A 14,237-nucleotide genomic window follows, 5' to 3' on the forward strand; every position below is an offset into this window, starting at 1 on the left:
CCCACCCCGTTCCGACACCCCGAGGCATGGGGCGGCCTACCCTGCCGTGGCCTGCACCGGCAGGTCGGCAGGAGCCGCGGCGGCCACCGCGGGTGCGGCGGCGGTTCCGGCCGCTGCGGCACCGTAGGCGGCGGCGTGCCGGGCGGCGCGGTAGCCGAAGACAACCGCCGGGGCGATGGTTGCCCCGGCCCCGGGGTAGGTACGGCCCATGACCGACGCAGTGGTGTTTCCCGCCGCGTATAGGCCCGGGATGACGCTGCCGTCCTCGCGGAGCACGCGGGCATCGGCGTCCGTCACCAGTCCACCCTTGGTTCCCAGGTCACCCGGGTACAGGCGTACGGCGGAAAACGGTCCCTGCTCCAACGGGCCCAGATTCGGATTCGGCTTCACCCGCGGGTCGCTGTAGTAGTTGTCATACACGGTGTCGCCCCGGTGGAAATCTTCGTCGATTCCGGTCCGGGCAAAACCGTTGAACCGTTCCACGGTGGCTTCGAGGACGGCCGGCGGAACACCCATCTTTCCGGCGAGGCCGGCCAGTGTGCCGTCCCGGACAAGCAGACCCTGGCGCTGCCACTCCCGGCGTCCCTGCAGCAGGGCATTAAACAGGTAGCGGCGGGCGTGCCGGGCTTCGAACACCAGCCACGCGGGATCCCCCGGCACTTTCTTGTTGTTCTCCAGCATGTGGTGGCCGAAGTCCACATACGATTCCGACTCGTTCAGGAACCGTTTGCCCGCCGCGTCGACCACCAGGGAGAAGGGCATGGACCGTTCCGCGAGCGTGAATGTGACCTTGCCCTTGGGTCCGACGGCGGTGGGACCCCACCACGCGTCATCCATCAGGGCCAGCGCACCGCCGCGGGCAGCCACGATGTCGATTGCCTGGCCCAGGTCCCCTTCCGGTGCCGAGGAGTACTCCTTTTCCAGGCCCTGGTACTTTTCCCGCCATGCCGCGTTCCGGGCAAATCCTCCGGCGCCCAGGACGACGCCGCGGCGGGCTTTGATCCTCACATCCCGGCCCTGCCGGCGGACCACGGCGCCCAGCACCGCGCCTTCGTCGTCCTGGATCAGATCCGTCAGCGGCGCGGAAAGCCAGACGGGGGTCTGCTGGTTGCGGACGATGTACATCAGCGAGGATGAGAGGGCACCGCCCAGACCGTACAGGCGTTTGCCCCGGAGCAGGCCGCCAAGGGTGCGGAAGACAAAACGGGCTCCGCGGACGAAGCCGCTCGGCGTGGACCAGGCCCGGGAGAGCTCCCAGACATCGTCGGTGGCCAGCGGAGCGGGGATGCCCGACGCGGCTGCTCGGGACTGCTTAAACCAGGGGCCCAGCAGCTTGGTGTCGAAGGCCTTGACCTCCAGGGAACGCCCCACCATGCCGCCGGGCCGGTCCGGGTAATAGTCGGGGTAGTCCTTGGAACGCATCCACTGGACGCCGAGGCCGCCCAGGAACGTCACGACCTCGGGGATGGACTGCAGGAAGGCGAGTTTGCGTTCGCGTGAGGAGACAGGGCCGACGTCGGCAATCACCTCCTCCATATAGGTGAGGGCATTCTGCTGACTGTCCTGCACCCCCGCCTTTTTCATCAGGGGGTTACCGGGCATCCACAGGCCACCGCCGGAAATGGCCGTGGTGCCACCCCACAGCCGGGTGCTTTCCACCACCAGCACGTCCAGCCCCTCGTCCGCTGCGGTGATGGCCGCCGTTAATGCGGCCGCTCCCGATCCGACCACCAGGACGTCGACTATCCGGTCCCACTCCCTGGCTGCCGCGGATCCGGCGCCGGGGTCCGCTTCCGTGTCGGGGACCTGCGTGCCTGGCCCGTTCCCGACTGCTCCTCCTGCGGCATCCAGCGCTGTGTCAACCGTTTCCATGTTCCCCCGCCTTTGGGCCAGGCCGAGCCCGGTGCGCCGGCTGTCACCGGGCCCGGGCCGGACTCCTCACGGGCATCGCCGCCCGTGCGGGGGATGCTAACAACGCCGGTTGGGGAAGTACATGGGAAGTACACAGGCAGTGCATAGGCGCCCAAGTGGTTCCGGGTGTCAGTCGTCGCAGCCGTCGGGGCAGCGGAGTGTGGCGGGGTCGGAGGCGCAGTCCGCGCAGTAGAGGGTCAATTTCCGGCACGAGGGGTTGGAGCAGTTCTCGAACTTGCTCGTGGGCGCGTGGCAGCGGACGCACTCGCCGATGGTCACGGCGTCGTCCGTGAACTCGGTATGCATCCGCTTGTCGAAGACATACAGCGAGCCTTCCCACAGGCCCTTGTCCCCGTAGGTTTCCCCGTAGCGGACAATGCCGCCCTTCATTTGGTAGACCTCGGAGAACCCGCGGTTCACCATCAGGCTGGAGAGCACCTCGCAGCGGATGCCGCCGGTGCAGTACGTGACCACGGGCTTGTCCTTGAGGTCGTCGTACTTGCCGGATTCAAGTTCCTTGATGAAGTCGTGGGTGGTGGCTACATCGGGGACCACGGCGCCCTTGAACTTGCCGATCTGCGCTTCGAAGGCATTGCGCCCGTCGAAGAAGACCACTTCCTCACCGGCTTTTTCCTTCTCTTCAACCAGCTGGTGGAGTTCCTCGGGGCGCAGGTGGGTTCCGCCGCCGACCACACCGTTCTCGTCGACCTTCAGTTCGCCCGGTGCGCCGAAGCTCACGATTTCGTCGCGGACCTTCACGCTCAGCCGCGGGAAGTCCTCCGCCGACCCTTCGGAATACTTGATGTCCATCTTCTTGAATGGAGGGTATTCCCGGGTCGCTTTGACGTAGGCCTTGATGGCGTCGAGCTCCCCGCCGACGGTGCCGTTAATGCCGTCCTTGGAGATCAGGATCCGCCCGCGCAGGGCCAGCTTTTCGCAGAGGGCGCGCTGCCAGAGGCGGATCGCGTCCGGGTCCGGAAGAGGAGTGAAAGCGTAATACAGTGCGATTCGGTTCAATGCCACTAGACAAGGGTAGACCGAGCCGGTGGACCGCTTTTCATCTCCCATCCATACCGTTCCCCTCGGACGGCCGCTAATGTGCATCTATGAGAGCGCTGGATGACGATTTACTTGAGACCTGGGTCTCCGGGTGGGCACAGGCGAGGGGCTACCGGACCCGCCACGAGGGGCGTTTCCCTGCGGCGCTGCTGCACGACCGGACCAATGACTGGGAGTATTTCGCGCTGGAGCCCTCCCCCGACGAGTTCGCCGCCCTCGCCTCCTCCGCACGGCACAGTCCCTCCCGGCTGTTCACCATCGTGACGACCCGGGTCCGGGAAATGCACGGGGCAGCCTCGGTGTACGGGCTGCAGATCCGTTCAACCGATGAAGTGCTGATGGTCGCGGATATGGAGGGCCAGGACATCGAGGCCCCCGTGCTGCCGTGGGACACCTTCAATGCCGAAAGCACCCATGAGGACCGGGTGGGTGCCGTGACGGTGTTCGACGACGGGCAGCCCATAGCCCAGGGGCGGATGGCCGTGGTGGACGGCTACGCAGTGTTTGACCGGATCATCACCGAGCCGGGCTACCGACGGCGCGGGCTGGGCAGCTACGTGATGCGGGCCTTGACCGCCCAGGCACTGGAGGACGACGCCGAATCCGGGCTGCTCATCGCGTCCCTCGACGGCCAGGAACTCTACCGGTACCTGGGCTGGGAGTCCCTGGCGGCCGTGGTGATGTTCGAGCCCCGGCTCTGATTTTCACTGTGGGTTCCCCGGCGGTTTCCCGGGCTGGTTTCCCCCGCAGTGAACATGCGCCGCCGCGGATTGCCGGATGGGACAATGAGCACGTGGCTCTTCATGATTCCCTGATCCCGCTGCTCGGCGGCGGCGCCGAGCCCGAGCAGCTGATGCACGTGCATCAGATTCCTGCGCGCCTGGCCGTCACTGCGCCGTGGCCTTCCTGGGCACACCCCGACGTCGTTGCCGCCTATCAGGGGCTCGGCATCCAGGAGCCGTGGGCCCACCAGATGGAAGCCGCCGAGGCTGCTCATGCCGGCCAGCACACGATCATTGCCACCGGCACAGCGTCGGGTAAGTCACTGGCCTACCAGCTGCCCGTCCTCGATGCCATCCACCGCACCTCCCTGGATGACCGCGCCACCCTCGAACCCTCCGGCGCTGTCGCCCTGTATCTGGCACCCACCAAAGCGCTGGCCGCCGATCAGCTGGCCGCCGTAAAATCGCTGCGCCTTCCCACGGTCCGCGCCGAGACGTACGACGGCGACACGGACACCGGTGCCCGCCGCTGGATCCGGGACCACGCCAATCTCGTGCTCGCGAATCCGGACATGCTGCACTTCGGGGTGCTGCCGAACCATGCGTGGTGGGCCCGGTTCTTCCGCCGGCTGAAATACGTGATCATCGACGAGGCGCACAGCTACCGCGGGGTCTTCGGCTCCAATGTCGCGAACCTGATCCGGCGGCTGCGGCGGATCTGCCGGTATTACGGTGCCGATCCGGTGTTCATCGGCGCCTCGGCCACGTCCGCCGAACCCTCGGAGTCCTTCAGCCGGCTCATTGGCGCGCCGGTCACCGCTGTGACGCACGACCGTTCGCCGCACGGATCCACGACGGTGGCCCTGTGGGAGCCGCAGCTGACCGAGCTCAAGGGAGAGAACGGCGCCCGGTCGCGGCGCACGGTCGTGGCGGAGACCGCCGATCTGCTGGCCAACCTGGTGGCGGCACAGGTACGCACCATTGCCTTTATCAAGTCCCGCCGTGGGGCCGAAACGATTGCGACCATTACCCGGCGGCTGCTGGATGAGGTGCATCCTTCGCTTCCGGACCGGGTTGCGGCGTACCGTTCCGGCTATTTGCCGGAGGAACGGCGGGAGCTGGAACGGCGGCTGCGCAGCGGCGAGCTGCTGGGCATCGCCAGTACCTCCGCACTGGAGCTGGGCATCGACATTTCCGGCCTCGACGCGGTGCTGGTGGCCGGGTGGCCCGGTACCCGCGCCTCGTTGTTCCAGCAGATCGGCCGGGCCGGACGGTCGGGGCAGGACGCCCTGGCGGCCTTCGTGGCCAGCGACGATCCGCTCGACACCTATCTGGTGCATCATCCGGAAGCCATCTTTGATATTTCCGTGGAGGCGACGGTTTTCGACCCGTCCAACCCGTATGTCCTCGGACCGCACCTGTGCGCTGCCGCGGCGGAGCTGCCGTTGACTCCCGATGAGCGGGAGCTGTTCGGCCCCACTGCCGGCGGGCTGCTGGAACAGTTGGTGGACCAGGGCTATCTGCGGCGCCGGCCCTCCGGCTGGTTCTGGACGCACCCGGAAAGCGCCGCGTCCATGGTCAACCTGCGGGCGGCCGGCGGTGGTCCGATCAATATTGTGGAGACGGATACGGGCATGCTGCTGGGCACCATGGACTCTCCGCAGGCGCAGTACCAGGCGCACACCGGGGCGGTTTACGTTCATCAGGGACAAACTTTCCTGGTGGACGAGCTCAATGAAGCCGACCACTGCGCCATGGTGACCCGGACCAACCCGGAGTTCTACACCCAGGCCCGGGACATCACCCAGGTCGAGGTGCTGGAAACCGACCGGACCTCGGAGTGGAACGGCATCCAGGTCTGCTTCGGCACGGTCAAGGTGACGACGCAGGTGGTGTCCTACCAGCGCAAGGCTCTGATCTCGAACGAAATCCTCGGTGAGGAACCGTTGGAGCTGGAAGCCAAGGAGCTGTTCACCAAGGCCGTCTGGTTCGTCATCGACGAGAAGTTCCTGGTCTCGGCCGGACTGGCGCCTGCCGATTTCCCCGGTTCCCTGCATGCCGCAGAACACGCCTCCATCGGAATGCTGCCGCTGGTGGCGACCAGCGACCGGTGGGACATCGGCGGGGTGTCCACGGCCCTGCATGCCGATACCGAGAAGCCGACCATCTTCGTCTACGACGGGCATCCCGGCGGTGCCGGCTTCGCCGAGCGCGGTTATGAGGCTGCCCGGATCTGGCTCACCGCGACCCGCGATGCCATCCGGGCCTGCGAGTGCGACGGCGGCTGCCCCTCCTGCGTGCAGTCCCCCAAGTGCGGCAACAAGAACAACCCGCTGGATAAGAAGGGTGCCGTCACGCTCCTGGACGTGCTGTTGGATCACGCGCCGGACGCGCTGGTGCTGACCCCCTAGCCTCGGCTTCCTGGCGCCGGAGGACCTGGCTTCCTCCGCATGAGGCCCTCGGACTCGCTCCCTCTGGCGCTGTCGTCCTGGCCCTGGCCTCCTCCGTGCAGGTTTCTTAGCCGGGAGGCCCGGCACGTGCCGTGGCCGTGGCGGGATACGGCAGTGCAGGAACCCGCACCTGCGCTTCCACGGTGAGGATTCCCGCTTCGGGGTCCGCGCTGCACTTCCGCAGTGCTGCGTTGTTCCTTGCAGCCACTTCCCCCGCCACCCCGCAGGCGCCCGCTGGACCGGGACCGGCAGCGGCGCCGGATGCGGACCCGGTGACGGGTCCCGACCTTTGGCCCGTTGGCTGCAGACCACGCAGGGCATCGGCGCCCGCGAGCGCCGCCAGATCCGCAGCGGTGGCGGCCTGGACAGCACCCACCGATGTCTGCACCAGTACCAAGGCAGCTACCGAGAACCCCAGCAAGATGAGGCAGATACCGATCGCGGTAATCGTTCCGGCACCCCTGTCCCTCGTGTCGGTACTCCGGCTCTTCGAGTCGGTGCCGTGTAGGTCGGGGCCCGTTGTGCGGGGCGGCGGGACGGATTCAGCGCTCAGGTCTGGCCCCATCAGGCAGACCCCCATCCCCGGGAAAGGCGACGGCATCGGCGGAGAGTTCCAGCGGCAGCAGGCTCAGCACTGGAAGGGACAAAGCGCTGCGGACCTCCACTACTGTCCACTGGTCCTCTTCCGAAAGCACCAACTGAGCCGGGCTGCCCGCCAACCGCTCCACGGCAGCCTCTGCTGCTTCCCGGTCCGCACGCATGATCTCCCTTGCTGCTGCCCGGGCTGCCTCCTCCAGCCGCAGCTGTGTAACTCCCGCTGCAATGCCCGTTAACCCGCCTACAAGCACCAGCACAATGGCCGGCAGCGCCACGGCGAACTCTGCGGTGACGGCACCCCGGTCCCGCCCACCCCTCGGATCCCCCGCGGCGGTTCCCGGCATCGCCCATCCCTTCATCCGTCCTCTCATCCGAGGGTCAGCGCGGACCGGATCAGGGACACCAGCATCGACCGGACTTCATCGCTTCCCAAGACCACAGCAAGGAGCCCGGCAAAGGCCACGGCAGCCAACGTGGCGATTGCATATTCCGCTGTAGCCATTCCCGCTTCCCGGTCGGACCAGGCCGGAGCGGAAAGCTCCGCGGCGGTAGTTCGGCGCCTTACAGCGGGTTTTGCCGCCAGGCCTGCTGCAGGGTCATCTTCCGGGTGTCCTCCTGAGCCGCCTTCGCGGGGAGAACCCATGACCGGTTTAACCAGCGTGAGCCGCCGGGTAACAGGAGCAGCCCGCCCGGACAGGCTGTGCAGTCCGTGGCGTCCGTCAGTCAAAGGATTGGGGCAGACACTGCGGACAGCGGCATTTTCGTCGGTCCGCAGAGTCGCACCGACCGGCGCAATGCTGACCGCGGACTCCGCTATGCCGGCGGAATCCGCATCGTCGGAGCGCCCAGCAACGCCGGAGGACCCAACGTTTCTTTCGGGCATCGCAACCGCACCAGATCCATCGTTGCCGACGGGCTTCGCACCGGCGTCACCGGGGACGGCAAGCGGCAGAAGGTGATGAGGGATGGCTGGGGATATCCGGCCGGGGAAGGATGCGGGGATCGGTGCCATGGTATTTCCTCCTAGTGAAAAGTTCTGAGGAACTCGATCCTGTTGCTGACCGGTTCGCGATAGATGCTCAGGGGGTGCTGTTTGGAACAACCGGGTGCCGACAGAGGGCTGTGGAGGAGGACACCGTTTCCTCCCCGCCGCCCCGGGACCACAGTGCCCTGCCGGGAAATGGTCATAAACCGCCGGGCAGCAGCGACAGCAGCAGCGGCACCACCGTCAGCGCGACGAAAGCGGGAAGGGAGCACAGACCGAGCGGCACGACCAGGCGCACCCCAAGGGCTGCCGCCCGGCGCCTACTCTCGGCTTGCCTCCGCCGCCGAAGGGAGTCAGCCTGCGAATAAAGCACTGCAGCGGACGGGGCTCCGGTGGTTGCGGTAAAGCGCAGCGCCGGCCCAAGGGCCGCGAGCGCCGAGGAAGGTTGCGCGGAGGGACCTCTCTGCGCGGAGGGACCTCTCTGCCCAGCCGGCACCGTTCCCGGCGAAGCCTTGGTCTGCCCCGGGGAGCGCTTGGTCCCCCGCTGCTTTATCCGGGCGGTCCGCTGTCCGGACGCGCCGCCGCCCGCTGAAAGCTGCCATGCGGTTTCCCAGGGAACACCGAGCTCCAGTGCCCCCAAAAGACGGGTAAGGTCCCGGCGGGTTGCCGGGTCCACCCCGTCGGCCAGTATCGCCAGGGCGTAGGTCAGAGGTTGCCCGGCTTCCAACATTGCCGCTATGAGGTCAAGCATCAGGGCGGGATCGCTGATCCAACCGCTCTGAGAATGTGTAGAAGCCCTGCTGCGTTCCCGCGGCACCGGGCGCCTGCCCTCCGGCAGCAGGAGAAGTGCCGCCGCAGCCAGACACACAAAGACCACCAGTCCGCTCACCCGGGCCCCACCGAGGAGGGGCTTTGTGCCTCCCGCACCAGTCTCGCGGACCAGAGCCGCCCGGCCAGCCAGAAGCCGCCGCCCGCCACGGCTGCCGCCCATCCCAGTGGTGTGGCCGCGAGTACGTGAAGCGGGTTGCCTCCCAGCAGGTAGCCCAGCAGCATTCCGCCCGCAGGAAGCCACGTCAGCAGCCGCACGGTTGCGCGGGGACCGGCAAGGGCCGCGTCGCGGTCGGCGGACGCATCCCGGGCGGCATCCAGTTGTCCGGCATAACGGGCGAGTACTGCAGACAGCGGGGCACCGCTGCGTTCGGACACCCGGATGCATACGGCAAGTCCTGCCCACAGCTCACGGAGCAGCTGCTCATGTGGCGAGTGGGAGCGGGCGTGGGAACGGGGAGGTGCAGGTCCGGACTGCCCGGCGCGACCCGATTGGCTTGCGGCGGCCAGAACAGGAACAGGACTGAACCCCATGGAAGCAGTGGCCGCTGCCGCCTGCAGCACGGGAGTGAACGGGTGAACAACGCCTCCGTTAGCGCTTTCCGCATCGTAAAGTGTGGCCGCGTCGGCCCAGATGCGGTGCGCCGGCCGTCCCGCCGCAAAGAGCCCAGCCAATTCGCGGACCAGCAGGGCAGGGGCATCCCCCTCCACCCCGGCCCGGTTCCACAGCCGCGACAAGGGCCGGGGCGATTGGCGCGGGCGCCGGCCCCCTGGAGGAATCAGCACCCGTCCTCGATCCGGCACCGTCCAAAACAGCACTGCCACTGCAAGCAGCACCGAGGCCCTCAGCCCGTCCATAGTTCCGCCGCCCTACCCACCACAGCCAATCGAGCGAATGGAGCAGCCAGTGAAGCCAATGAAGACACCGTCGTCGCCGTAGTCAATGGAGCCACCGCCGGACGGGGCGCTTACGTGTCGCCATGGTCAGGCAGCCCCGTCCACACCATGTGCCGCCAATCGGCGCTCCAGTTCCGCCCACCCAGCACGCCGCTGATAACCGGTACCTGTTCGGACGAGCGCCGGAATGGCTGTCAGCCGGCCGCCCGCCATGCCCAGGACGGCAACTTCGGAAACAATGCGGCCACCCGCAGCACGGTTCAGGTGGACCACCACGTCCAAGGCAGCCCCCGCCTGCAGCTCCACAGCGTCCGGCGTCATCCCGGCGAGCGCGCCTAGAGCGGCCAGCCGGGCAGGGACGTCCGCTGCCGAGTTGGCATGGATGGTTCCACCCGCACCGTCGTGCCCGGTATTCAGGGCAGCCAGCAACTCCCGCACCTCTGCTCCGCGGCACTCCCCCACCACCAACCGGTCCGGGCGCATGCGCAGCGCCTGCCGGACCAGTTCCGCCTGGTCCAGAATCCCCGTGCCCTCCACATTTCCGTGTCTGCTCTGCAACCCGACCACGTGCGGGTGCACCGGGTTCAGTTCCGCGGCGTCCTCGACCAGCACCACCCTCTCCTGCGGCCCGCTCAGGGACAGCAAGGCGGAAAGCAATGTCGTCTTCCCGGTACCGGTTGCCCCGCTGACCAGGAAGTTCAGACGCTGGCGAACAATGTTCCGCAGCACGGTTTCGCACTGCTCGTCCAGGGTTCCGCCGCGCGCCAGCTCGCCAAGGGTGAAGGTCCGGTTCCGGTGGATACGGATCGACAGGAGCGTTGAACCCGTGGAAACGGGAGCAAGGACGGCGTGTACCCGGTAGCCCTGCAGCTGGACGTCGACGCAGGGGCAGGAATCGTCAAGCCGCCGCCCGCCGGCAATTACCAGCCGGGTGGCCAGCGCCTGTACATCGGAGTCCGCTGCGAAGCGCACCCCGGTCAGTTCCAGTCCCCGCCCGGCGTCGACCCAGACCCGGTCCGGTCCGTTCACCAGAATGTCGCTGACCCCGGGCAGCGCTGCCAGCGGCTGCAGGACGCCCAGCCCCTGGACTTCCGCACGTACCCGGTCGACCGCGTGCAGGGCTCCCTCCGATCCCAGCAGCCGCCCGCTGGCCTGCACCGCCGCTGCGAGCCGCGCGCCGGTGACGGGCTCGGGATGGGCCAGCATCCGGTCCCGCACCCGCGCCAGCAACGGATCGGGGCCAATGGCCGGTGCGTAGCTGCCGGGAAAGGTACCGCCGGTGGCACTCACGCGTGTGCCCCGGCTGGACGGGGCAGGACCTGGTCCAGTATCCGCTGGACGCCGCGCCTGATCCCGGGCCGCCCCAGACAGGACAGCACCCGCCCGGTGTCCATGGCCCGGCCCATCCCCCTCAGTGAGGGAACATACCCCGCCAACGGGAGCCCGAGGGCCTCAGCGGTCCGCAGCTCATCAAGTCCGTCGCCGAGAGAACCACGGACCACGACTTGGACGGGAACCGGCCCCAGATACGGCAGCAGCGTACGTGCGGCCAAGATACCGGCTGCCCGGCCCGGAACCACCAGAAGCACCTGGTCACAGAACGGCAGCAGGGAATCCGGACCCATTGCACGGCCAAGATCCACGAGAGTCAGTCCATACCCGCTACGGGCCGCGTCCATGACCGCCCGGATCACCCCCACATCCGGGGAAGGTTGACCGCCGCCCCGTGCCAGCAAGGAAAAACCTGCCAGCGCCGGCAGCCCTGCTGCCAGCTGCACCGGGTTCAGGCTGCCGCTCAGTTCCACCAGGTCCGGCCAGCGGATGCCCTCCAGCTCCCCGGCACCCAGCACCCATTCGAGGCCGGCACCCCATGGATCCCCTTCCACGAGCAGCACGGGTTCGCCCCGGTCCGCCGCGCCGGCGCTCAGCCAGCACGCGACGGCGGATGCCCCGGCCCCGCCGCAGCCGCCCAGCACGCCCAGCACCACCCCGCCGGAAACACTCCGCTGCCTGCTCAAGTAACCGGCGAGCCACCCCGCGGCGGCGGGCAGGATGGCCACCCGCGCCGCAGAACTCGCAGCAGCAACATCCCAAATGCCGGCGTCCGGTGCCAGCCCCACCACAATGACCTCGGTTTTCCCTGCCCCCGGAGGTAAAGCACCCGGACTGGAAGCCGCCCGGACTCCCGGAATGCCGCGCTCTCCGCCCCCACGCTCGGCGAGTGACCGCACATGGTCACTGCCCAGCAGCAGCACCTCAGGTTCCAGTGCCAGGGCATCTGCGACGCCCGCGGCCACGGAGATTTCAACACCGGCTGCGGCAGCCAGGCGTGCCACTTCGTCCCGCAGCCCTTGGTCTTCGGCTACCAGCACCACGACGGCGCCCTCGCCAGGCATAGTCCCGCGCAGCCGTCTGCCGCGCCTGCCGTCAGGCTCCGGCAGCGGCCCGGCGCGTCCCGACGCATAGGCCTGGGTGCCTTGTTCCTCGTTCATGCGCCCACCCTTCCGGGCGGGCTGCCTATCCATACATCCACAGCGCGGTCACTGGGGAAACTGACCAACCGTCAAGGGCGTGTGGAGGGGAAGCTTCCGTGCAGAAGTCCTCTTTCAGTCCTACCGGGACTGCAGGGATTTATCGCCCCGGAGGACGCTAGGCCTTCTCCCCGAGACCCGGGGACACCGGGACGTAGTCGATCTTGTTACCGCCGCCGAAGGCCTTTTTCGGCACCCGGGAGAACCCCTTGGCGTCCAGGCCGTTTTTCGCCCGGAAAACTGCCAGCGCGTCGTCGTACGCCTGGTTAAGGACGGCACCGGTGACCACTTCGCTGGTGCCGTCGGTGAACGTGATGCTGACGGAAATGGAGCCGGGGAAATGCCGGTCCATCCGGATGAAGCCGTCGGTGTCCTGCATAAGAGTGATCAAGTGGTTCCGCCTTTGGTGATGGTGAACCTCCAGTCTTCCCTATCCGGGCCGGCGGCGCGTGCGGAAGGCACGCAGCGCCCGTCCCCGGCCCGGGCCGCTTCCGGGTGAGAATAGAAGCATGTACATCGTCCTCGCCCCCGGCACCGGCGCTGCGCAGGCGGAGGACGAGACCTGGACCCTGCAGGAAACCGACGACGCCGGCGCCCCGTCCGCACCCGCCGTCGTCGTGACCCGAGACCGGCTGCCTGCCGCCGTCCGGCACTACGATCAAACACCGGTCCGCTGGGTCTGGGAGACGGCGCGCGGCGTGTATTCACGGTTGCTGTCCGACGGCATCACCGTGGAACGCTGCCATGACCTCGCGCTGGTGCGGGGCGTCCTGCGGTTTGCCGAGTCGGTGCCCCCGACCCCGTACATCGAAAAGCTGCGTACGGCGGAAGAGCCCACCGACGCCGCACCCCGGCAGCTGCTGCCGGTCCGGCATTCCCCCGACCAGACCTCGATCTTCGATACCCTCGACGCCCCCGCCGGGACGGCAGGCGGACCGCAGCAGAGCACGGCCGCGGAACTCGCCGCCGAACTCGCGGACCAGCTGGACGCGGTGGCCCGGTCTGCATCCCCGGCGAAACTGAACCTGCTGGCCGTCGCGGAGTCCACGGGCGGGATGATCGCGGTGGAAATGGAAAACTCCGGCATTCCGTGGCGCCGGGACATCCATGAGGCCATGCTCGCCGAGGAGCTCGGCCCCCGCCCGCCCGAAGGCCAGCGGCCGGAGAAACTCGAGCAGCTCGTGGCGGAGCTGCGCCGGCTGCTGGGTAACCCCGGCTTCAACCCGGATTCCCCGCAGGAGCTCCTGCGCGCCCTGCACCGTGCCGGCATCGAGGTACGCAGCACCCGCTCCTGGGAGCTGCAGCAACATCACCATCCGGCCATCGAGCCGCTGCTGCAGTACAAGAAATTGTCCCGGCTCCTGACCGCCAACGGCTGGGCGTGGCTGGACGCCTGGGTGGACCGCGGCCGTTTCCGCCCCGAATACTTGGTGGGCGGCGTAGTGTCCGGGCGCTGGGCCTCGCGCGGCGGAGGCGCACTGCAGATCCCCAAGACCGTGCGGGACGCTGTCCGCCCGGATCCGGGCCACCGGCTGATCGTGGCCGACGCCGCGCAGCTGGAACCCCGCGTCCTCGCCGCCCTGGGGCAGGACTCCGCACTGGCCGCGGCGGCCCGCGGCAAGGACCTCTACCAAGGCATCGCCGACCGGAATTTCGAGGGTGACCGGGCGAAGGCCAAACTGGCGATGCTCGGAGCAATGTACGGCGCCACCAGCGGCGAATCCGGCCGGCTGATGCCGGTGCTGACCCGCGCCTACCCGCAGGCCATCGGCGTCGTGGAACGCGGCGCCCGGGCAGGTGAAGCAGGACAGGTGGTCAGCAGCCATCTGGGCCGCAGCTCGCCGCCGGTGTCGGAACGCTGGCTCCGCGCCCAGCAAAGCACGAGCGCCGAGGAACAGCGCCGGGCAGACTCCCTCGCCCGCGCCCAGGGCCGGTTCACGCGTAACTTCGTGGTGCAGGCGACGGCGGCGGAATGGGCCCTGTGCTGGCTGGCGGACATACGACGGCGGCTGCGGGCGGCGTCGTCGGCCTCCCCCGCGGGGGAACTGGTGTTTTTCCTGCACGACGAGGTGATGCTCCACGTTCCCGCCGGACGGGTCGAAGAGGTCAGCACCCTGGTGACCGAGGCAGCGGCTGCCGCCACGAGACTGCTGTTCGGGGATATCCCGCTGGAGTTCCCGGTGGTTGCGGTTGCCGTGGACTCCTACGCGGACGCCAAATAACGCGCCTCTGAGGCGGCAGCCCGGCACTGCACAGG

General features: G+C 68.1%; 12 protein-coding genes. 3 read left to right on the top strand and 9 right to left on the bottom strand.

The window, feature by feature from the left end:
• Positions 1-36 precede the first annotated feature (36 nt).
• Complete coding sequence (locus QNO03_RS06975) at positions 37-1,872, bottom strand: FAD-dependent oxidoreductase (RefSeq protein ID WP_289602718.1); 1,836 nt, start codon at positions 1,870-1,872, stop codon at positions 37-39.
• A 168-nt stretch (positions 1,873-2,040) separates the two neighbouring features.
• Positions 2,041-2,934 carry an oxygen-dependent tRNA uridine(34) hydroxylase TrhO gene (trhO, locus tag QNO03_RS06980; protein ID WP_289602719.1) on the bottom strand — a complete coding sequence of 298 codons (894 nt, stop codon included), beginning with the start codon at positions 2,932-2,934 and terminating at the stop codon, positions 2,041-2,043.
• A gap of 83 nt (positions 2,935-3,017) precedes the next feature.
• Between trhO and QNO03_RS06985 the strand changes: the two genes are divergently transcribed.
• Together QNO03_RS06985 and QNO03_RS06990 are read left to right on the top strand one after the other, a co-directional pair.
• Positions 3,018-3,671 (top strand): GNAT family N-acetyltransferase, encoded by a 654-nt coding sequence (locus QNO03_RS06985; RefSeq protein ID WP_289602721.1) that lies wholly within the window; start codon positions 3,018-3,020, stop codon positions 3,669-3,671.
• Between the two features lie 92 nt (positions 3,672-3,763).
• Positions 3,764-6,103, top strand: a complete 2,340-nt coding sequence (locus QNO03_RS06990; RefSeq protein ID WP_289602723.1) for a DEAD/DEAH box helicase — start codon at positions 3,764-3,766, stop codon at positions 6,101-6,103.
• A gap of 106 nt (positions 6,104-6,209) precedes the next feature.
• Here the strand turns inward: QNO03_RS06990 and QNO03_RS06995 are convergent, their stop codons facing one another.
• The 7 genes from QNO03_RS06995 to QNO03_RS07030 form a co-directional block, all read right to left on the bottom strand.
• Positions 6,210-6,530, bottom strand: coding sequence for a hypothetical protein (locus QNO03_RS06995; protein WP_289602725.1), 321 nt, complete (start codon positions 6,528-6,530; stop codon positions 6,210-6,212).
• A gap of 154 nt (positions 6,531-6,684) precedes the next feature.
• Positions 6,685-7,098 carry a TadE family type IV pilus minor pilin gene (locus QNO03_RS07000; RefSeq protein ID WP_289602727.1) on the bottom strand — a complete coding sequence of 138 codons (414 nt, stop codon included), beginning with the start codon at positions 7,096-7,098 and terminating at the stop codon, positions 6,685-6,687.
• A gap of 8 nt (positions 7,099-7,106) precedes the next feature.
• Entirely contained in the window at positions 7,107-7,751 is a 645-nt protein-coding gene (locus QNO03_RS14690) for a DUF4244 domain-containing protein (protein ID WP_502874556.1), read from the bottom strand.
• Positions 7,752-8,609: 858 nt separating this feature from the next.
• On the bottom strand, positions 8,610-8,930 hold the full coding sequence (locus QNO03_RS07015; RefSeq protein ID WP_289602729.1) for a hypothetical protein: 321 nt from the start codon (positions 8,928-8,930) through the stop codon (positions 8,610-8,612).
• Between the two features lie 606 nt (positions 8,931-9,536).
• Entirely contained in the window at positions 9,537-10,739 is a 1,203-nt protein-coding gene (locus QNO03_RS07020; protein WP_289602731.1) for a TadA family conjugal transfer-associated ATPase, read from the bottom strand.
• Positions 10,736-11,941 carry a septum site-determining protein Ssd gene (gene ssd, locus QNO03_RS07025; protein WP_289602734.1) on the bottom strand — a complete coding sequence of 402 codons (1,206 nt, stop codon included), beginning with the start codon at positions 11,939-11,941 and terminating at the stop codon, positions 10,736-10,738. Before ssd ends, QNO03_RS07020 begins: the two co-directional genes overlap by 4 nt.
• Before the next feature lie 157 nt (positions 11,942-12,098).
• Positions 12,099-12,371, bottom strand: coding sequence for a hypothetical protein (locus QNO03_RS07030; RefSeq protein ID WP_289602735.1), 273 nt, complete (start codon positions 12,369-12,371; stop codon positions 12,099-12,101).
• Positions 12,372-12,489: 118 nt separating this feature from the next.
• Between QNO03_RS07030 and QNO03_RS07035 the strand changes: the two genes are divergently transcribed.
• On the top strand, positions 12,490-14,202 hold the full coding sequence (locus tag QNO03_RS07035) for a bifunctional 3'-5' exonuclease/DNA polymerase (protein ID WP_289602737.1): 1,713 nt from the start codon (positions 12,490-12,492) through the stop codon (positions 14,200-14,202).
• Positions 14,203-14,237: the final 35 nt, after the last annotated feature.

The organism is Arthrobacter sp. zg-Y877 (assembly GCF_030373105.1).
GTDB lineage: Bacteria > Actinomycetota > Actinomycetes > Actinomycetales > Micrococcaceae > Arthrobacter_B.